The 18,030-nt window shown below is 66.2% G+C and carries 16 protein-coding genes; 9 read left to right on the plus strand and 7 right to left on the minus strand.

The genetic code is table 11. The features are described 5' to 3' along the window. Nucleotides 1-87 precede the first annotated feature (87 nt). The 4 genes from tilS to cysS all read right to left on the minus strand — a co-directional run bounded on the left by tilS (nt 88) and on the right by cysS (nt 4,335). A complete protein-coding gene (tilS, locus tag DXK93_RS10930) occupies nt 88-1,062 on the minus strand; it encodes a tRNA lysidine(34) synthetase TilS (protein WP_370126549.1) in 975 nt (324 codons plus the stop codon). A 151-nt stretch (nt 1,063-1,213) separates the two neighbouring features. Further along, nucleotides 1,214-2,179, minus strand: a complete 966-nt coding sequence (locus DXK93_RS10935) for an acetyl-CoA carboxylase carboxyltransferase subunit alpha (RefSeq protein WP_119450056.1) — start codon at nt 2,177-2,179, stop codon at nt 1,214-1,216. Between the two features lie 36 nt (nt 2,180-2,215). Beyond that, nucleotides 2,216-2,860, minus strand: coding sequence for a DNA-3-methyladenine glycosylase (locus tag DXK93_RS10940; RefSeq protein WP_054453697.1), 645 nt, complete (start codon nt 2,858-2,860; stop codon nt 2,216-2,218). A 20-nt stretch (nt 2,861-2,880) separates the two neighbouring features. Further along, the gene (gene cysS / locus DXK93_RS10945; protein WP_119450057.1) at nt 2,881-4,335 is read right to left on the minus strand and encodes a cysteine--tRNA ligase; all 1,455 of its coding nucleotides are present in this window, start codon (nt 4,333-4,335) and stop codon (nt 2,881-2,883) included. A gap of 351 nt (nt 4,336-4,686) precedes the next feature. Between cysS and DXK93_RS10950 the strand changes: the two genes are divergently transcribed. From DXK93_RS10950 to DXK93_RS10960, 3 genes are all read left to right on the plus strand, one after another. Further along, a complete protein-coding gene (locus DXK93_RS10950) occupies nt 4,687-5,370 on the plus strand; it encodes a tetratricopeptide repeat protein (RefSeq protein WP_054453172.1) in 684 nt (227 codons plus the stop codon). A gap of 140 nt (nt 5,371-5,510) precedes the next feature. Next, nucleotides 5,511-6,020 carry a peptidylprolyl isomerase gene (locus DXK93_RS10955; protein ID WP_042794482.1) on the plus strand — a complete coding sequence of 170 codons (510 nt, stop codon included), beginning with the start codon at nt 5,511-5,513 and terminating at the stop codon, nt 6,018-6,020. Beyond that, nucleotides 6,013-6,786, plus strand: a complete 774-nt coding sequence (locus DXK93_RS10960; RefSeq protein WP_119450058.1) for a UDP-2,3-diacylglucosamine diphosphatase — start codon at nt 6,013-6,015, stop codon at nt 6,784-6,786. Before DXK93_RS10955 ends, DXK93_RS10960 begins: the two co-directional genes overlap by 8 nt. A gap of 87 nt (nt 6,787-6,873) precedes the next feature. On the opposite strand, the gene DXK93_RS10965 is transcribed toward DXK93_RS10960, so the two are convergent. From DXK93_RS10965 to azu, 3 genes are all read right to left on the minus strand, one after another. Continuing rightward, complete coding sequence (locus tag DXK93_RS10965; protein WP_119450059.1) at nt 6,874-7,737, minus strand: undecaprenyl-diphosphate phosphatase; 864 nt, start codon at nt 7,735-7,737, stop codon at nt 6,874-6,876. An 18-nt stretch (nt 7,738-7,755) separates the two neighbouring features. Beyond that, complete coding sequence (locus tag DXK93_RS10970) at nt 7,756-9,339, minus strand: TerC family protein (protein WP_054453178.1); 1,584 nt, start codon at nt 9,337-9,339, stop codon at nt 7,756-7,758. 194 nt (nt 9,340-9,533) lie between these two features. Next, the gene (azu, locus tag DXK93_RS10975) at nt 9,534-9,983 is read right to left on the minus strand and encodes an azurin (protein ID WP_119450060.1); all 450 of its coding nucleotides are present in this window, start codon (nt 9,981-9,983) and stop codon (nt 9,534-9,536) included. A 282-nt stretch (nt 9,984-10,265) separates the two neighbouring features. Here azu and DXK93_RS10980 point away from each other — a divergent pair, with 282 nt between their 5' ends. The 6 genes from DXK93_RS10980 to DXK93_RS11005 are packed head-to-tail and all read left to right on the plus strand — an operon-like array spanning nt 10,266 to nt 18,025. Further along, nucleotides 10,266-12,530: a NosR/NirI family protein gene (locus tag DXK93_RS10980; RefSeq protein ID WP_233564535.1), complete on the plus strand. Its 2,265-nt coding sequence runs from the start codon at nt 10,266-10,268 to the stop codon at nt 12,528-12,530. A 54-nt stretch (nt 12,531-12,584) separates the two neighbouring features. After that, nucleotides 12,585-14,501: a TAT-dependent nitrous-oxide reductase gene (gene nosZ / locus DXK93_RS10985; RefSeq protein WP_054453182.1), complete on the plus strand. Its 1,917-nt coding sequence runs from the start codon at nt 12,585-12,587 to the stop codon at nt 14,499-14,501. A gap of 29 nt (nt 14,502-14,530) precedes the next feature. Further along, nucleotides 14,531-15,802, plus strand: a complete 1,272-nt coding sequence (locus DXK93_RS10990) for a nitrous oxide reductase family maturation protein NosD (RefSeq protein WP_225589090.1) — start codon at nt 14,531-14,533, stop codon at nt 15,800-15,802. Next, the gene (locus DXK93_RS10995) at nt 15,799-16,701 is read left to right on the plus strand and encodes an ABC transporter ATP-binding protein (RefSeq protein ID WP_119450061.1); all 903 of its coding nucleotides are present in this window, start codon (nt 15,799-15,801) and stop codon (nt 16,699-16,701) included. Before DXK93_RS10990 ends, DXK93_RS10995 begins: the two co-directional genes overlap by 4 nt. Further along, the gene (locus DXK93_RS11000) at nt 16,698-17,528 is read left to right on the plus strand and encodes an ABC transporter permease (RefSeq protein ID WP_054453191.1); all 831 of its coding nucleotides are present in this window, start codon (nt 16,698-16,700) and stop codon (nt 17,526-17,528) included. Before DXK93_RS10995 ends, DXK93_RS11000 begins: the two co-directional genes overlap by 4 nt. Continuing rightward, entirely contained in the window at nt 17,525-18,025 is a 501-nt protein-coding gene (locus DXK93_RS11005) for a nitrous oxide reductase accessory protein NosL (protein ID WP_119450062.1), read from the plus strand. The genes DXK93_RS11000 and DXK93_RS11005 overlap by 4 nt, the downstream gene beginning before the upstream one ends. The last annotated feature ends 5 nt before the right edge of the window (nt 18,026-18,030 follow it).

Here is an 18,030-nt window from a genome sequence, read left to right on the forward strand (position 1 = left end):
TCTAGCGCGGCGGTAAAAATTTGCGCAGCTTGTGCAAAATTCTGTCCACAGCGCGATTATTTGGGGACATTGGCGGCGCTGATCCGCTTATTCCCGGGGTTCGACCCAGACCCTGCCCCGGTGGCAGCGGATGACGTGGCCGGCCTGTTCCACCCGCAACTGGCGGTCATGGCCCAGGCTGTGCAACCCGCGCAGCTGACGCAGCAGATCGCGCATCCTGGCGTCGGTCGGCATGCGGGCGCCATTGCGTTCCAGCCAATGGCGCAACACGTGCGCCTGCCGCGCCTCGGACAGCCCGCGCCACGCCTGCAGCGAAAAGCTGGCGCCGTCATCAGAAGGATCGAGCGCGGCGAAATCCTCCCGCGCCACCTCGTCCAAGATCTCCGCCGCCTCGCCCATGTGGCGCGCGTGGCGCGCGACGATGGCGCGCCATCCGGGCCAGCGGGCATCGAGCGCCGGCGCCAGCAGCTCGCGCAGGGCAGCCCGGGTGTAGTGCGGATCGGTATTGGTGGGGTCCTGCACCGGACTCCAGCCGCTGGCTTGCGCCACCTCGTCCGCCGCATGCAGGATCGCCTCGCGGCCGATTTCCAGCCAGGGTCGCAGGTAGACCAGCCCATCGCGCCGGGACCGCGGCGCCATGGCTGCCATGCCGACCAGCCCGGTGCCGCGCAGCAGACGCAGCAGGACGGTTTCGGCCTGGTCGTTGCGATGATGGGCCAACAGGATATGCGTCACGCCCTGCTCTCGCGCCAATTGCGCCAGTGCGGCGTAGCGGGCGTCGCGCGCGGCCGCCTCGATGCCCTTGCCCGCGGCCTGCGCCACCTCCACGCGCGCCACCGACAGCGGCAGCGCGAGCATGTCCGCCAGCGTGCGCGCATGCTGCGTCCATGCGTCGGCGGCGTCCTGCAAGCCGTGGTGCACATGGAACAACGCCAGATCCATGCCGACTTCTCGCGCCACAGGGGCCGCGTGCACGGCCAGCATGGCCGAATCGGCGCCGCCGCTCAACGCCACGGCGATGCGCGCCGGACGCTCGGGCAAGGCCAGCAAGGCGCGGCGCAAGGCCGCGGCAAGCTCGGCCGACACGGGAAGGGAATGAACTACGCCCGCCGAGGCCCGATGCGGAGGATCGGACGCTGGGCGGGCGTTCATGGCGGGATGGCGCGTGGCGCTAGGCCGCGGCGCCGGCGGGGATGCCGGCGCGCTGCCTGCTTCAGGCGCGCACTTCCTGGTAGGCGCCGTAGGACAGCAGGCGCTGGACGCGCTGCTCCACGAGCTGCTCGGGCGTCATGCCCTGGAGCTGGCGCAGGGCATCGCCCAGCGCGCGGCGCAACAGGCGGGCCATGACGCGCGGGTCGCGATGGGCGCCGCCCACCGGTTCGTTGACCACGCGGTCCACCAGGCCCAGGTCCTTCAGGCGCGGCGCGATGATGGCCAGGGCCTCGGCGGCTTCGGGCGCCTTGTCGGCGCTGCGCCACAGGATCGAGGCGCAGCCTTCCGGAGAAATCACGGCGTAGGTCGCGTACTGCAGCATCAGCACGGCATTGCCCACGGCGATGGCCAGGGCGCCGCCCGAGCCGCCTTCGCCGATGATGGTGCAGATCACGGGGACCTTGAGCTCGGCCATGGCATAGAGGTTGTGGCCGATGGCTTCGGACTGGCCGCGCTCTTCGGCGCCGATGCCGGGATAGGCGCCCGGGGTGTCCACGAACGTGAACACGGGGATGCCGAATTTCTCGGCCAGGCGCATCAGCCGCAGGGCCTTGCGATAGCCTTCCGGACGCGGCATGCCGAAATTGCGCGCGGCGCGTTCCTTGGTGTCGCGTCCCTTCTGGTGGCCGATGATCATGCAGGGCGTGCCGTTGAAGCGCGCCAGGCCGCCCACGATGGACTGGTCGTCGGCGTACATGCGGTCGCCGTGCAGCTCATGGAAGTCGGTGAACATTTCGCGCACGTAGTCCAGCGTGTAGGGACGCTGGGGATGGCGGGCGACCAGGGCCGTCTGCCAGGGCGTGAGCTTGGCGTAGATTTCCTTGGCCAAGGTCTGGCTCTTCTGCTGCAGACGTCCGATCTCGTCGGAGATGTCTACGGCCGAATCGGCCTGCACGTAGCGCAGCTGCTCGATCTTGTTTTCAAGCTCGGCGAGCGGTTGTTCGAATTCCAGAAATGTATTGCGCATGTAGTGTGGTTCCGTAGATGGGCTGCCTGGCTTGCGTCAGTATTGGACCGGAGTCGGATCCAGACTGCGCCACAGATACCAGGTCGCCACGGTACGCCAGGGTTGCCACGCCAACGAGACTTCGCGAGCCTCGAAGCGAGAGACAGGCTCGCCGCTGAAATAGTGTAGCGAGATTGCCTTGAGCAACCCAGGATCATCCAGCGGCAGGACATCAGGCCGCTGCAGATTGAAAATCAAAAACATCTCCGCCGTCCAGCGGCCTATGCCGCGGATGGCGGTCAATTCGGAAATGACGGCTTCGTCGTCCATTGCCGCCCATTTCTCGGGATGGACCCGGCGTTCGCCGAAATGCACGGCCAGGTCCAGCACGTACTCGGCCTTGCGCTGCGACAGCCCCGCCGCGCGCAGGCCCTCCAGGCCGACGCGCAGCACGGCGACGGGCGTCGGGCGCTTGCCCACGGCCTCGATGAACTGGGTCCAGACGGTGTCGGCCGCCTTGCTGGACACCTGCTGCCCGATGATCGCCCGCGCCAGCGTCACGAAAGGCGTGCCGCGCGAAGTCAGCCAGACTTCGGGATGCTGGGGAATGATCTTTTTCAGGATGCGGTCGCGCCGCATCAGGTGGGCTACGGCGGCTTCCCAGTACTCGGGCTTGGGAATCTCGAGGTCGACGGTGGACATGGCGGGCGGGTCCTGCGGGTTCAAGCGCGACGCCATTGCGTCACGCCGCCCGGCTTGTCGTCGAGTTCAATACCGGCTTCGCGCAGTTCCGCACGGATGCGGTCGGCTTCGGCGAAGTTGCGGGAGGCCTTGGCGGCCGCGCGCGCGTCGATCAGGGACTGGATGGCCTCGGCGTCCAGCGCACGGCGCTCGCCCTGCTCCATGGCGGCCGCCGAATAGCGCGTGGGCGACTGGAAATAGGCCGCGGGATCCTGCTGCAGCAGGCCCAGCAGGGACGCCAGCGCCTTCAACTGGCCGGCGCTGCGCGCGCTCTTGTTGCGGTTGGCGTCGGAGGCCAGTTCGAACAAGGCTGCGACCGCGCCCGAGCTGTTGAAGTCGTCGTCCATGGCCGCCTTGAAGGCCTGGGCCTGCGGCTCGTTCCAGTCGATGCCCTGCGTGTCGGCGGGCACATTCTGCAGCGCCTGGTACAGGCGGTCGAGCGCGTTCTGCGCGTCGATCAGGTTGTCCGGCGTGTAGTTCTGCGAGCTGCGGTAATGGTTGCGCACGATGAAGAAACGCACCATCTCCGCTTCGCGCGGGTTGACGCGGTAGACGGCCTGATCGGCCGCCGGTTCTTCCTGTGCGATGGTCTGGCGGATGGTGCGGAAATTGCCCAGGGACTTGGACATCTTGTCCGAATCGACCATGAGCGGGCCGCAGTGCATCCAGATGTTGGCCAGCGCGCCGCCGAAAGCGCCCTCGGTCTGGGCGATCTCGTTTTCATGGTGCGGAAATTTCAGGTCCGGACCGCCGCCGTGAATGTCCAGCGGCAGGCCCAGCAGCGACTTGCTCATGGCCGAGCACTCGATGTGCCAGCCCGGACGGCCCATGCCATACGGCGATTCCCACTTGGTGTCGGCAGGCTCGTCGGCCTTGGCGGACTTCCACAGCACGAAATCCAGCGGATCGCGCTTGGCCGAACCCACGGCCACGCGCTCGCCGGCGCGCAGGTCATCCAGCGTCTTGCCGGACAGCTTGCCGTAGCCGGGAAAGCCGCGCACGGCGTAGTTCACGTCGCCGTCGTCGGCCTGGTAGGCCAGGCCGTTCTGCTCGAGCTTGCCGATGATGTCCAGCATCTCGCCGACGTACTCGGTCGCGCGCGGTTCGCGGTCCGGCGTCTGGACGCCCAGCGCACGCTCGTCGGCGTGCATGGCGTCGATGTAGAAGTCGGTGACTTCGCCGATGCGGCGGCCGGTCTCGACGGCGCGGCGGATGATCTTGTCGTCGATGTCCGTGATATTGCGCACATAGTCGACCGCCAGTCCGCTGGCGCGCAGCCAGCGCTGCACGACGTCGAACGACACCAGCATGCGGGCGTGGCCCAGATGGCAGAAGTCATAGACGGTCATGCCACACACGTACATGCGCACCTGACCAGCCTGGGCCGGCTTGAACGGTTCTTTGGTACGCGACAACGTGTTGTAGATTTGCAGCATGGCGCTTATAGGCTTTATCTAAGTTTTCCGTGGCGGTTGCGGAAAGTTGCTGCCGAAGGAAAATACCTTCGGCGCGTGCCGCCGGGTCGGATTCCAATCCCGCCGATTTCGGTACTGCGATTTCGGTCCCGCGGTTTCGATCCCGATCTCGGCCTCGGGCCATAATCCCACTGGCGCCGACCGCCCCGAACCCGCATTCCGAGCCCGCATTCCATCAACGATATCCCGGGGCTTCGTCCCCGATGTCGAGCCAAAACTCAACCGGGGCTAAAATGGCGGTCGTCAAGTATAGCAAGCGGCCCGGTCGCGCGCGTAAGCGTCGGCCTGCCAAGACTTTTAACGGATGCCCAAGTGACTATCAAGCCGCGCTTTCGCGTCGCCCTGCTCGCCCTGGCCCTTGCGGGCGCGCCGGTTGGAGCCTCTCTGGCCCAGTCGATGGCCGGCGGCGGGGGAACCAACCCCAACGCCAGCCGCACTACCCTGGATCCCATCCCGCCCGAGGGTGGCTGGGACAGTCTGGCCAAGCTGCTGGAAGCCGCCAAGCCCAGCGTCGACACCCGCCTGACTCCCTCGGCCTCGCAGATCACGACTTACATCGAGCGCCTGCTGAACCACGGCGACAACGAAGAAGCGCTTGCCATGATCGAAAAGCGCCAGGAACAGATCAAGGACCAGCGCGGCACCGACGTGCAACTGATGTTCCAGCACGCCCGCGCGCTGGCGGCCCTGAACCGCACCAACGAAGCCATCGACGTCTACACCGAGATGACCAACCGCTTTCCGGAGCTGCCGGAACCTTGGAACAACCTGGGGGCTCTATATGCAGGGCGCGGCGAACTCGACCGCGCGCAGGACGCCCTGTCGATGGCCCTGCGCGCCGATCCCAACTATGCCGCCGCCCGCGCCAATATGGGCGATCTGCAGCTTCTGCAGGCCTTGAACACCTACAAGAAGGCCGCCCGCGATGGCGTGCCCGGCATGCAGGAAAAGGTCCGCGAAGTCGAAACCATGCTGAAGGATAAACACGGCAAATGATGTCCCGCTACTCCCCCCTACACCTGCTGCGCCTGACGGCGTGCTCGTTCGCGCTGGCTGCATTCGCCCCAGCGCTCGTCAGCGCCGCCCCCGCGGCCAATTCCTCCACCTCCACCTCCACCTCTGAAGGCACAAAAGCCATGAGCACCAACCCCCGCGTCAAGCTCCAAACGAACCAAGGCGACATGGTCATCACCCTGGATGCCGCCAAGGCGCCCAAGACCGTCGAAAACTTCCTGACCTACGTCAAGGAAGGTTTCTACAACGGCACGGTGTTCCATCGCGTGATCGATGGCTTCATGATCCAGGGCGGCGGCTTTGAGCCCGGCATGAAGCAGAAGCAGACCCATGCCCCCATCGAAAACGAGGCCAACAACGGCCTGAAGAACGACAAGTACACCCTGGCCATGGCCCGCACCAGCGATCCGCACTCGGCCACGGCGCAGTTCTTCATCAACGTGTCCAACAACGACTTCCTGAACTTCACCGCGCCCACGCCCAACGGCTGGGGCTATGCCGTGTTCGGCACCGTGACCGAAGGCACGGACGTGGTCGACAAGATCAAGGGCGTGAAGACCGGCAACAAGGGCTTCCACCAGAACGTCCCGAACGAAGACGTGATCATCGAGAAGGCCGAAGTTCTTGAATAAGATCGCGCTGTCCGGCCCCATCTGGCTGGCATCCGACCTGCATCTGGGACCGGCCACGCCGGCCACCTCGGAGGCCTTTCTGGCCTTCCTGGAGGCCGCGCGGGAGGAAGCCGGCGCCCTGCTGCTGCCGGGCGACATCTTCGACGCCTGGATCGGCGACGACGTGATCCGCGCCGCGCCGCCGTGGCTCGCCACGGCGCTGACGGCGCTGCGCGACACCGCCAGCCGGATTCCGGTCTGGCTGGGCCGCGGCAACCGCGACTTCCTCATCGGGAAAGAACTGGCCCAGGCCCTGGGCGCCCAGCTGCTGCCCGAACCGGCGCTGCTGGAAACGGATTACGGGCAAATCCTGCTGACCCATGGCGACGAGTTCTGTACGGACGATGCCGCCTACCAGCAGTTCCGCAAGATGGTCCGCGATCCGCGCTGGCAGGCCGAATTCCTGGCCAAGACGATCCCCGAACGCCTGGCGATGGCGCAGCAGGCCCGCGGCGAAAGCCAGGCCGCCAACCAGATGAAGTCCATGGAGATCATGGACGTCAACGCCGCCGCCATTGAATCCGTCTTCCGCGAGACGGGCGTGCGCGTGCTGGTGCATGGCCATACCCATCGCCCCGCCCGCCACGTGCTGGAAGTGGACGGCAAGAAGCGCGAGCGCTGGGTCCTGCCCGACTGGGACTGCGACCACGTGTCGCCCGCCCGCGGCGGCTGGCTGGTCATCGACCAGGACGGCCTGCAGTTCTACGACCTGGAAACGGAAGCGTAGCCCTCGGGCGCACCGTGACGGAAAACAGCAAGGGCCGCGCAAGCGGCCCTTGTCATTGCTGCTGCCGGCGAACCGCCGGCCACGCCATCAGCGCGTGAAGATCCAGGCCGCGACGACGCCGCCGAAGATGATCCGGTACCAGGCGAATACGCGGTAGGTATGGTTGGCCACAAAGCGCAGCACCGCGCGCACCACCACCATCGCGCTCAGGAACGCGGCGATGAAGCCCACCGCGATGCCCGACAGGTCGTGCTGGGTGAGCACGCCGAAGTTCTTGTACATGTCGTACACGGCCGCCCCCAGCATCGTGGGCATGGCCAGGAAGAACGAGAACTCGGTGGCCGTCTTGCGCTGGATGCCGGCGATCATGCCACCGATGATGGTGGCGCCCGAGCGCGAGGTGCCCGGGATCATGGCCAGGCATTGCGCCACGCCCACGCCGAGGGCCTGCTTCCAGGTGATCTGCTCCAGCGTGCGGGCCGTGGCGCGCTCATCCGAGGCGGTATCGTCGGCCGCGCCCGGCATGTCGCCCGGCGTATGGTGCGTCTTGCGCTCCACGTACAGCATGATCAGGCCGCCGAGCACCAGGGTCACGACCACCACGGCCGGGTGATAGAAGATGCTCTTGATGGACTTGATGAAGATGGCGCCGACGACGGCGGCCGGCAGGAAGGCGATGATCAGGTTGCGGGTGAAAGCGACCTCGGTGGGCACCCCGGTCAGCGTGCCGCGGATCAGCGTCAGCAGGCGCGCGCGGAACACCCACATCACCGCCAGGATGGAGCCCAGCTGGATCACCACCTCGAATACCTTGCCCTGGCTGGATTCGAAATTGATCCAGTCGCCCACCAGGATAAGGTGGCCGGTGCTGGACACGGGAATGAATTCCGTCAGGCCCTCGATGATGCCCAGGACGAAAGCTTTGATCAGATATAGGGTGTTTTCGGTCACGATGGCAGGTCGGTCCAGTTAGTCGTTGGCTAGGGATTCGTCGTCCGCAAGCATTTCCTGCGGCCGCTTCTCGACGCGCACCAGCGCGATGCGGCGGCCGTCCATTTCCAGGACTTCAAAGCGGAAATGCTCATGGTGGATCTCGTACTCGCAGACGTCGCCCGGCTTGGGCAGGTGCCCGAAGCGCGACAGCAGATACCCCGCCAGGGTTGAAAAATCCTGGGCGTCATCGACCAGGCCCTCGGTTTCCAGCACCTGCTCGACATGGTGCAAATCAGCCGCGCCGTCGATTTTCCAGGTGTTCTCGCCGTCGGCGACGATGTCGGGAAGTTCATCTTCGTCGGGGAACTCGCCGGCGATCGCCTCGAACACGTCGATCGGCGTCACCAGGCCCTCGATGGCGCCGAACTCGTCGGCCACCAGCACCAGCTGGCCGCGCGAACGCTTGAGCGTGTCCATCAGGCGCAGGATGCCGATGGACTCGTGCACGATGATGGGGTCGCGCAGACGGTTGCGGCGCACCCTGCCCTCGGTGATCAGGTCGGCCACCAGATCCTTGGCGCGGCCGATGCCCAGCACCTCGTCCAGGGAACCCCGGCAAACGGGGAAAAAGCTGTGCGGCGCCTCGGTCAACTGGCGGCGGATGGTTTCCGGGTCGTCGTCGATGTTGATCCACGACACGTCCGTGCGCGGCGTCATGATCGAACGGATCGACCGCTCGGCCAGGGTCAACACGCCGCTGACCATATTGCGCTCCTCGACCCCGAAAGCCGGGATGGCCGGGCCGTTCGCGCTGGGCAGGTCGGGTTCGTCGGCAGGCGGACGCTTGCCCAGCATGCGCAGCACGGCGGAAGCGGTACGTTCGCGCATCGGCCGGCGCGCATCCAGCTTGAGCAGGTTGCGGCGCGCCACCTGGTTGAGCGCCTCGATGGCGACCGAGAAGCCGATAGCCGCGTACAGGTAGCCCTTGGGCACCTTGAAGCCGAAGGCTTCAGCCAGCAGCGAAAAGCCGATCATGAGCAGGAAGCCCAGGCACAGCACCACCACCGTGGGGTGGGCGTTGACGAAGCGCGTCAGCGGCTTGGACGCCAGCAGCATGATGCCGATGGCGATGATCACGGCAATCATCATGATGGCCAGGTGGTCCACCATGCCGACCGCGGTGATGACCGAGTCCAGCGAGAACACCGCGTCCAGCACCACGATCTGCGTGACGATCACCCAGAAGCTCGCGTACACGCGCGGCCCCGATGAGCCGCCGTGCTGGGAGCCCTCCAGGCGCTCATGCAGTTCCATCGTGCCCTTGAACAGCAGGAACAGGCCGCCGATCATCAGGATCAGGTCGCGGCCCGAGAACGACAGCGGGCCGATGGAAAACAGGGGGGTGGTCAGCGTGACCAGCCATGACATGACCGACAAGAGGCCTAGACGCATGATGAGCGCCAGGCTCAGGCCCATGATGCGCGCGCGGTCGCGTTGCGCAGGGGGCAGCTTGTCCGCCAGGATGGCGATGAAAATCAGGTTATCGATCCCCAGGACGATCTCAAGGACGACCAGGGTAAGCAAGCCGACCCACGCAGTAGGGTCCAGCAGCCACTCCATCAGGAGCTCCAGAAGTTACACGACCGGTAATCGTACATGGAAAATCCGTGACACGCCGGTGACGAACCCCGTCCTTATGCCTGAGGCGCACGCGGTTTAGGCCTGTAGAACCAGAACATCCGGGGTCTGGCGCCATTGCCGGAGCGGACAAAAAAAACCGGCTTGCAGCCGGCTTTCAGGTCCAGGACAGCCAATCAGTCGCTGAGCTTGAGCGTGCCCTTCATCATGGCCCAGTGGCCCGGGAACGAGCAGAAGTAGGCATAGGCCTCGGCCGGGGTGAGCTTGGAAACGTCGAACGTAACCGAATCCGACTCGCCGCCGCCGATGACCTTGGTGTGGGCAATGACGCGGGTGTCTCCCGCCTTGACGTAATCCTGCGGCAGGCCGGCGTTCATGCCGTCGGTGGCCACGGCCGTCTTGTCGGCTTCCTTGGTCAGCACCCAGTTGTGGCCCATGGCGACCTTGGCCATTTTGCCGACGTGCTTGAGATGCACGGTGAATTGCTTGCAGCTTTTGTCGACAACCATTTCCTTCAGGTTGTACTGCATGGCGTCGTTGCTTTCTATGGTTGCTTCGCACTGAGCGGCCAACGCGGGCAGGCTGGCTGCGGACAGGGCGATGGCGAGGGTGGCTTTTGCCAGCATGGAGATTCTCCGTAAACGTTGGCGGCTCTTCCGACACGCGCGAGGCACATGCCTAGCGTCGCTGCCGCCACGCACAAGTCTATGGCGCAGCGCAAAGCGCGCTATTGACCGGCATCAATAGCGCCTCGTTCAACCTCTCCAAAACGGGGATATCCCCTACAAAACGCAGGGGCATTGCCTCCGCACGGTCCGCGCGCGTACGCCGATTGACAAACCGCAATACGACCGATGCCAAGCATTCTTAGGATGCCTGCAAACAAACACAATCAGCAGAGTACGAAAATGCAAGGCAGCACAGCGGCGGGGCGCGGGTTCAGTCGGTACAAGTGGTTCGTGCATGCAGTCTTTCTTTTCTTGCTGCTGCTGTCCTCGCAGGTCTTCAGCGCCGCTCAGGCCCAACGCCTGCCGGATTTCCTGGGCAGCATCCCCATCGGACAGATCTTCCCCGGCGCGGACCGCGCCGACCCGCCCGCCGGCAAGCCCATGGTTGCCAAGGTGTATGCGGGCACGCGCCAATTGGGCGTGGTCTATCTGACGTCCGACGTCGTCAACACCCGCGGCTACTCCAGCAAGCCCATCGACGTGCTGGTCGGCCTGGCCAATGACGGACGCATCGTCGGCGCGCGCCTCGTGGAGCACCACGAGCCCATCGTGCTCATCGGCATTCCGCAGTCCAAGGTCGATCATTTCATCAGCGGCTACGTCGGGCTGAACTTCGTGGACTCCCCTCCCCGCCATGGCGCCCCGCCGCCCGTGGACATCATCAGCGGCGCGACCGTCACGCTGATGGTGATCGGCGACAGCATCACGCGCTCGGCCATCGCCGTGGCGCGCGCCCATGGCATCGACAAGACCGCCACGGTGGCGCCGTCGGCCGCGCCCGTTGCCGCCCGCGTCGTGGACGATGCGCGCGATGCCGTCCAGTCCTGGCAGGACCTGCTGGATGCCGGAGCGGTGCGCAATCTGCGGCTGAACCCCGAGGACGTGAACCAGGCCTTCCGCGCGTCGGGCAGGAACGACGCCGCAGCCAATACAGAAGGCAGCACGGACGCGGACGGCTTCATCGACCTGTACGCCGCGCTGGTCAGCGTACCCGCGATCGGCCGCAGCCTGCTGGGCGACACGGAATGGCAGCGCCTGAAGGAAAGGCTCAAGCCCGGCCAGCAGGCCGTGCTGGTGGCCGGCAACGGCGCCTACTCGTTCAAGGGCTCGGGCTACGTGCGCGGCGGCATCTTCGACCGCATCGAGATCATCCAGGACGAAAGCAGCTTCCGCTTCCGCGACCGCAATCACCAGCGCCTGGCCGACGTGGCCGCGCAGGGCGCGCCCGCGTTCCGCGAAGTAGCCCTGTTCGTCGTGCCCGAGGACGCCGCGCTGGATCCGGTCGCGCCCTGGCGCCTGCAGCTGATGGTGCAACGCGTGCTCAGCGTCAGCGACAAGGCCTTCGTCACCTTCGACCTGAGCTATGAACTGCCGGCGGCCTATACCCGGCCGGTGGCGGGCGCGCAGGCATCCACCGCGCCCCCGCCGACTGCCGATCAAGCCGCCCCTGCCCAGACTGCGCAGGAAGAAGACGCCGCGCCCGCGCTATGGAAACAGATCTGGCGCGGCAAGGCCGGCCAGGTCGCCGTGCTGACGGTGGCGCTGCTGGTGCTGGTGGGCGTCTTCTTCTTCCAGGACCAGCTCGCCAGCCGTCCGCTGCTGCACGACCGCCTGCGGCTGGCGTTCCTGGCGTTCGCTTTGTTCTGGATCGGCTGGTACGGCCAGGCCCAGCTTTCCGTGGTCAACGTGCTGACTTTCTTTTCGGCCATGCGCAGCGACTTCCGCTGGGAATACTTCCTGATGGACCCGCTGGTGTTCATCCTGTGGTGCGCCACGGCCATCTCCATGGTCTTCTGGAACCGCGGCGCCTTCTGCGGCTGGTTATGCCCCTTCGGCGCGCTGCAGGAACTCAGCAACCGCATCGCCCGCCGCCTGGGTGTGCGCCAGCCCAAGATCAGCCACGGCGTGAACCAGCGCCTGTCGACCTTGAAGTACGTGATCTTCCTGCTGCTGTTCGGCTTCTCCTTGTACGACCTGGCGCTGGCCGAACAGTTGTCCGAGGTCGAACCCTTCAAGACCGCGATCATCCTGCGCTTCATGCGCTACTGGCCGTTCGTCGCATTCGCCGTGGCGCTGCTGGCCGCCGGCCTGTTCGTGGAGCGCTTCTTCTGCCGCTATCTCTGTCCGCTGGGGGCCGCGCTGGCAATCCCTGCGCGGCTGCGCATCTTCAACTGGCTGCGCCGCTACCGCGACTGCGGCAATCCCTGTCAACGCTGCAATCTCGAATGTCCGGTACAGGCGATCGACCCCACCGGCGAGATCAATCCGAACGAGTGCATCCAATGCCTGCACTGCCAGATGCTCTACCACCACGAACAGAAGTGCCCACACCTGATCCAGAAGAAGGCCAAGCGGGAGCGCCGCCGCGCGCCCGCCGCCGAACCCGCCGAGCAGGTCATCGTCATGCACCGCGCGCCGAATCCGAATAGCGAACCTGGCGCCTGATCCCGCTTTCCGCACCGCGGCGCCCGGGGCGCCGTCCCTACCAAGGAGTTATCCATGTCAGACAAGAATCCCGACAAGGCCGGCCTCACCCGCCGCAGCTTCCTCGGCACCGCAGCCATCACGGGCGCCGCCGGCCTGGTGGCCGGGGCGCAGATCTCCACCGCCCACGGCAAGGATGCAAAGGGCGGCGCGAACGGCGTGCTGGGCCACGTCGCGCCCGGCGAGCTGGACGAATACTATGCCTTCAATTCCAGCGGCCAGTCGGGCGAGGTGCGCGTGCTGGGGCTGCCCTCCATGCGCGAACTGGTGCGCATCCCGGTCTTCAACCATTGCAGCGCCACCGGCTGGGGCCGCACCAATGAAAGCCGCAAGATCCTGACCGAAGGCCTCACGCCCGAAACCCGCGAGTACCTGAAGGACAAGGGCGGCGTCTTCATCAACGGCGACGCGCACCACCCGCACCTGTCCTTCACCGACCGCACCTACGACGGCCGCTATCTGTTCATCAACGACAAGGCCAACAACCGCGTCGCGCGCATCCGCCTGGATGTAATGAAGACGGACAAGATCACCGAGCTACCCAACGTCTCCGGCGTGCATGGCCTGCGGCCGCAGCGCTACCCGCGCACGGGCTACGTTTTCGCCAACGGCGAGCACATCATCCCGCTGCCCAACGACGGCAAGGTGACGGACGATCCCAAGAAGAACTTCTTCGCCATCTACACCGCCCTGGACGGCGACACCATGAAGGTCGCCTGGCAGGTGCTGGTCGACGGCAACCTGGACAACGGCGACGCCGACTACCAGGGCAAGTACTCGTTCTCCACCTGCTACAACTCGGAGAAGGGCGTCACGGTGGAAGAAGCCTCGGCCAACGAGCAGGACTGGGTCGTGGTGTTCAACATCAAGCGCATCGAGGAAGCCGTCAAGAATGGCGACTTCAAGATGATGGGCGGCGTGCCGGTCGTCGACGGACGCCACGGTTCCAAGTACACCCGCTACATCCCCGTGCCGAACTCGCCGCACGGCTGCAACGCCGCGCCCGACGGCATCCACCTGGTGCTCAACGGCAAGCTCTCGCCCACCGTCACGGTGCTGGACGTGCGCACGCTGGACGATCTGTTCGACGACAAGATCAAGCCGCGCGACTGCGTGGTGGCGGAGCCGCAGTTGGGCCTGGGGCCGCTGCACACGGCGTTCGACGGCCGCGGCAACGCCTACACCACGCTGTTCATCGACAGCCAGATGGTCAAGTGGAACATCGACAAGGCAAAGCGCGCCTACAAAGGCGAAAAGGTCGACCCGATCATCCAGAAGCTGGACGTGCACTATCAGCCCGGTCACAACCATTCGACCATGGGCGAGACCCGCGAGGCCGACGGCAAATGGCTGGTGTCGCTGAACAAGTTCTCGAAGGACCGTTTCCTTAACGTCGGCCCGCTCAAGCCCGAGAACGACCAGCTCATCGACATTTCCGGCGACGAGATGAAACTGGTGCATGACGGCCCCAGCTTCGCCGAGCCGCATGACATGTGCTTGGTGCACCGCTCCAAGGTCCATCCGGTAAGCGTCTGGAAGCGCGACGACCCGATGTGGGAAGACGCCCGCCAGATGGCCAAGAAGGACGGCGTTTCGCTGGACGATGCGGCCAAGGTCGTGCGCGACGGCAACAAGGTGCGCGTGTACATGATGGCGGTCGCGCCCATGTTCAGCATCAAGAAGTTCGAGGTCAACCAGGGCGACGAGGTCACCGTGGTGGTCACGAACATGGAAGTGATCGAGGACCTGACGCACGGCTTCACGCTCGAAGGCCATGGCATCGCCATGGAGATCGGGCCGCAGGCCACATCCTCGGTCACCTTCACGGCGGACCGGCCGGGCGTGTATTGGTACTACTGCCAGTGGTTTTGCCACGCCCTGCACATGGAGATGTCCGGCCAGATGGTCGTCCATCCCAAGAAGACCGCGTAGCGCAAATGAAGCTCGCCGCAATCCTTGGGATGAGCGCAAGCAGGACCGCCGGCGCCGCGCTGCTGGCGGCCGCCGGGCTGGCGCTGTCGGGCGCGGCGGCCGCGGCGACCGTGGAGATCGCCGCGGGCGCCGACCTGACGGCGGCGATCGCCTCTGCCGCGGCCGGCGACGTGCTGCGGCTGGCGCCCGGCTCCTACGCCGGCGGCATCGTCATCGACAAGCCCCTGACGCTGGAAGGCCCCCAGGACCGTTCGGCCGTCATCGCCGGCACGCGCCAGGGGCGCACCGTCTGGGTCACGGCCGCGGACGTGTCGCTGCGCAACCTGACCGTCACGCGTTCCGGCCTGAGCCTGTCCGACATGGACGCCGGCATCTTCCTGGACCGCGAGGCGCACCGCGCGCTGGTGGAGCGCAACGACGTCCTGGACAACCTGGTCGGCGTGCACGTCTGGGGGCCAGCCGACGCTACCGTCCGCGGCAACCGCATCGTGGGCAACAAGGAGCTGCGCGTGGCCGAGAGAGGCAACGGCGTGACGCTGTGGAACACGCCAGGCACGCGCGTGCTGGACAACGACATATCCGCCGGCCGCGATGGCATCTTCGTCAACACCAGCAAGCTCAACACGTTCAGCGGCAACCGCTTCCACGACCTGCGCTACGCGGTGCACTACATGTACACCAACGATAGCGAGATCAGCGGCAACGTATCCACTGGCACCGACATCGCCTACGCCATCATGTATTCGCACCGGCTGGTGGTGCGCGACAACGTCGCGCTGGACAGCCAGGAGCAGGGCCTGATGTTGAACTACGCCAACCATTCCACGATCGCCAACAACACGGTGGACCGCGCCGGGAAATGCGTGTTCATCTACAACGCCAACCGCAACACCTTCCTGGACAACCATTTCTCCAACTGCGACATCGGCGTGCATTTCACGGCCGGGTCCGAAGGCAACCGGATCTCGGGCAACGCCTTCATCAACAACCGCAACCAGGTGAAGTACGTGGGCACGCGCACACTGGACTGGTCGGTGGACGGGCGCGGCAATTACTGGAGCGACAACACCGCGTTCGACCTGGACGGCGACGGCATCGCCGACACCGCCTACCGGCCGAACGACGTGGTCGACCAGTTGCTGTGGCGCGCGCCGGCGGCCCGCATCCTGCTGAACAGCCCGTCGATTTCCATCGTGCGCTGGGCCCAGTCGCAGTTTCCCGCCATCCTGCCAGGCGGCGTGATCGACAGCGCCCCGCTGATGCAGCCTCCGCCCACCGCAAGCACCAAGGAATCCCCATGAGCACCGACCTGGTGGCGCTTACCGGCGTCAGCAAGCACTATGGCGCGCATCAGGCCATCGACGGCCTGGACCTGCAGCTGCGCGAAGGCGAATGCGTTGCGCTCGCCGGACACAATGGCGCCGGCAAGAGCACGATGATCAAGCTCATCCTGGGCCTGATACGTCCCACCCGCGGCCGCGTCGCGATCTTCGGCCAGGACGCGCACAGCCCCGCCGCGGCGCGCCTGCGCGGCCGGATCGGCTACCTGCCCGAGACCGTGGCGCTGCATCCCTCGATGACCGGCGAGGAAACCCTGGCGTTCTACGCCAGGCTCAAGCGCCAGCCGCTGTCGGGCAACGCCGCGCTGCTGGAGAAGGTCGGCATCGCCGGCGCCGCGCGCCGCCGCGTGGGCGGCTACTCCAAGGGCATGCGGCAGCGCCTGGCGCTGGCGCAGGCGCTGCTGGGCCAGCCCCGCGTGCTGCTGTTCGACGAGCCCACCACCGGCCTGGACCCCGCCTCGCGCCTGATGTTCTACGACATCGTCCACGAACTGCGCGCGGCCGGCGCCACGATACTGCTGAGCACGCACGCCCTGTCCGAACTGGCCGGCCATGCGGACCGCATCGTCGTGATGAAGGCCGGAAAAAAGATCGCCGACGGCGCGATGTCGGCGCTGCGGCGCTCCACCGGGCTGCCCATCCGCATCCGCCTGACCTTTGCCGATGCCAGCGCGCCGCCGCCCGGCAGCGATTGGCGCCGCATCGATGCCGGGCGCTTTGAACTGGCCTGCCCCGAGAGCGGCAAGGTCGAAGCGATCCGCGGCATCGGCGCGCTGTCGTCGGCCATCGCCGACCTCGACATCCAGGTCCCGGGCCTGGACGACATCTATGCACATCTGCTTGAACGGGAAGACGTATGAACGCGGTATGCACCATCATCGGCAAGGAAATCCGCGACGGCCTGCGCAATCGCTGGGTGCTGGCGACCGCCCTGCTGCTGGCCGCGCTGGCGCTGGCGCTGGGCCTTTTGGGCAGCTCGCCCACGGGCACCGTCAAGGCCGAGCCGCTGACCGTCACGGTGGTCAGCCTGTCCAGCCTGTCGATCTTCCTGGTGCCGCTCATTGCCATGCTGCTGGCCTATGACGCCGTGGTCGGCGAGGTCGACCGGGGCACGATGGCGCTGCTGCTCAGCTACCCGGTTTCGCGCGGCCAGGTATTGATCGGCAAATTCATCGGCCACCTGGCCATCCTGGCGCTGGCCACGGGCGCGGGCTACGGTTCCGCCGGGCTGGCGCTGCAATGGGCCTACGGCGGCCTGGACCCCAGCGCCTGGCAGCCGTTCGCCCTATTGATCGGCGCCAGCGTGCTGCTGGGCGCGAGCTTTCTCGCCATGGGCTACCTGATCAGTTCGCTGGTGCGCGAGCGCGCCACGGCCGCCGGCATCGCCGTCGGCGTCTGGCTGTTCTTCGTGGTGATCTACGACATGGCGCTGCTGGGCGTGCTGGCGGCCGACCAGGGCCGCCACGTCAGCCCCGGCCTGCTCAACGCGCTGCTGCTGCTCAACCCGTCCGACGTATACCGCCTGCTCAACCTGACGGGCTTCGAGAACATTTCGCTGTATGCCGGCATGGCGGGCGTGAGCGACCAGGCCAGCCTGCCGCTCGCCGCGCTGGTCGCGGCGCTGCTGCTGTGGATCGCCGTGCCGTTCCTGCTGGCGACCGCCGCTTTCAGGAACAAACCGCTATGAAATCCCTGCGACTCATGCTGGCCACCTCCATCGTGCTGCTGGCCGCGGGCTGCGGCAGCGGCGCCGCGCCCGAAACCGCGCCTCCGCCGCAGGCCGTGACGACGGAGTCCGTCGGCCATTACTGCGGCATGGCGCTGAGCGAACACAACGGTCCCAAGGGACAGATATTCGTCAAGGGGCAGGCCGCGCCCGTGTGGTTCTCCTCGATCAAGCAGGTCTTCGCCTACACCCTGCTGCCCGAAGAACCCAAGGGCATCAGCGCCATCTACGTCAACGACATGTCCACCGCGGGCGCGGGCGGCGCGCCGGACCCGGCGGCCTGGATCGACGCGCGGCAGGCGTACTACGTCATCGAAGGCCGCTACATCGGCGGCATGGGCGCCGAAGATGCCATCCCCTTCTCCCGCCGCGACCATGCGCAGGCTTTCGCCGATACCCACGGCGGCCGCGTCGTCACCTTTGCCGACGTGCCGGAAAGCTATGTCTTCGCCCAATAGCCCGC

It is taken from the genome of Achromobacter sp. K91 (genome assembly GCF_003576205.1).
GTDB lineage: Bacteria > Pseudomonadota > Gammaproteobacteria > Burkholderiales > Burkholderiaceae_B > Achromobacter > Achromobacter aegrifaciens.

What these genes read in the sequence shown, in the direction of transcription:
- azu (WP_119450060.1), bottom strand. Translation starts at nt 9,983, where the DNA reads ATGCTGGCAAAAGCCACCCTCGCCATCGCCCTGTCCGCAGCCAGCCTG.
- DXK93_RS10935 (WP_119450056.1), bottom strand. Translation starts at nt 2,179, where the DNA reads ATGCGCAATACATTTCTGGAATTCGAACAACCGCTCGCCGAGCTTGAA.
- DXK93_RS10990 (WP_225589090.1), top strand. Translation starts at nt 14,531, where the DNA reads ATGAGCGCAAGCAGGACCGCCGGCGCCGCGCTGCTGGCGGCCGCCGGG.
- DXK93_RS10995 (WP_119450061.1), top strand. Translation starts at nt 15,799, where the DNA reads ATGAGCACCGACCTGGTGGCGCTTACCGGCGTCAGCAAGCACTATGGC.
- DXK93_RS10955 (WP_042794482.1), top strand. Translation starts at nt 5,511, where the DNA reads ATGAGCACCAACCCCCGCGTCAAGCTCCAAACGAACCAAGGCGACATG.
- DXK93_RS10940 (WP_054453697.1), bottom strand. Translation starts at nt 2,860, where the DNA reads ATGTCCACCGTCGACCTCGAGATTCCCAAGCCCGAGTACTGGGAAGCC.
- DXK93_RS11000 (WP_054453191.1), top strand. Translation starts at nt 16,698, where the DNA reads ATGAACGCGGTATGCACCATCATCGGCAAGGAAATCCGCGACGGCCTG.
- DXK93_RS10970 (WP_054453178.1), bottom strand. Translation starts at nt 9,339, where the DNA reads ATGGAGTGGCTGCTGGACCCTACTGCGTGGGTCGGCTTGCTTACCCTG.
- DXK93_RS10980 (WP_233564535.1), top strand. Translation starts at nt 10,266, where the DNA reads ATGCAAGGCAGCACAGCGGCGGGGCGCGGGTTCAGTCGGTACAAGTGG.
- DXK93_RS11005 (WP_119450062.1), top strand. Translation starts at nt 17,525, where the DNA reads ATGAAATCCCTGCGACTCATGCTGGCCACCTCCATCGTGCTGCTGGCC.
- nosZ (WP_054453182.1), top strand. Translation starts at nt 12,585, where the DNA reads ATGTCAGACAAGAATCCCGACAAGGCCGGCCTCACCCGCCGCAGCTTC.
- cysS (WP_119450057.1), bottom strand. Translation starts at nt 4,335, where the DNA reads ATGCTGCAAATCTACAACACGTTGTCGCGTACCAAAGAACCGTTCAAG.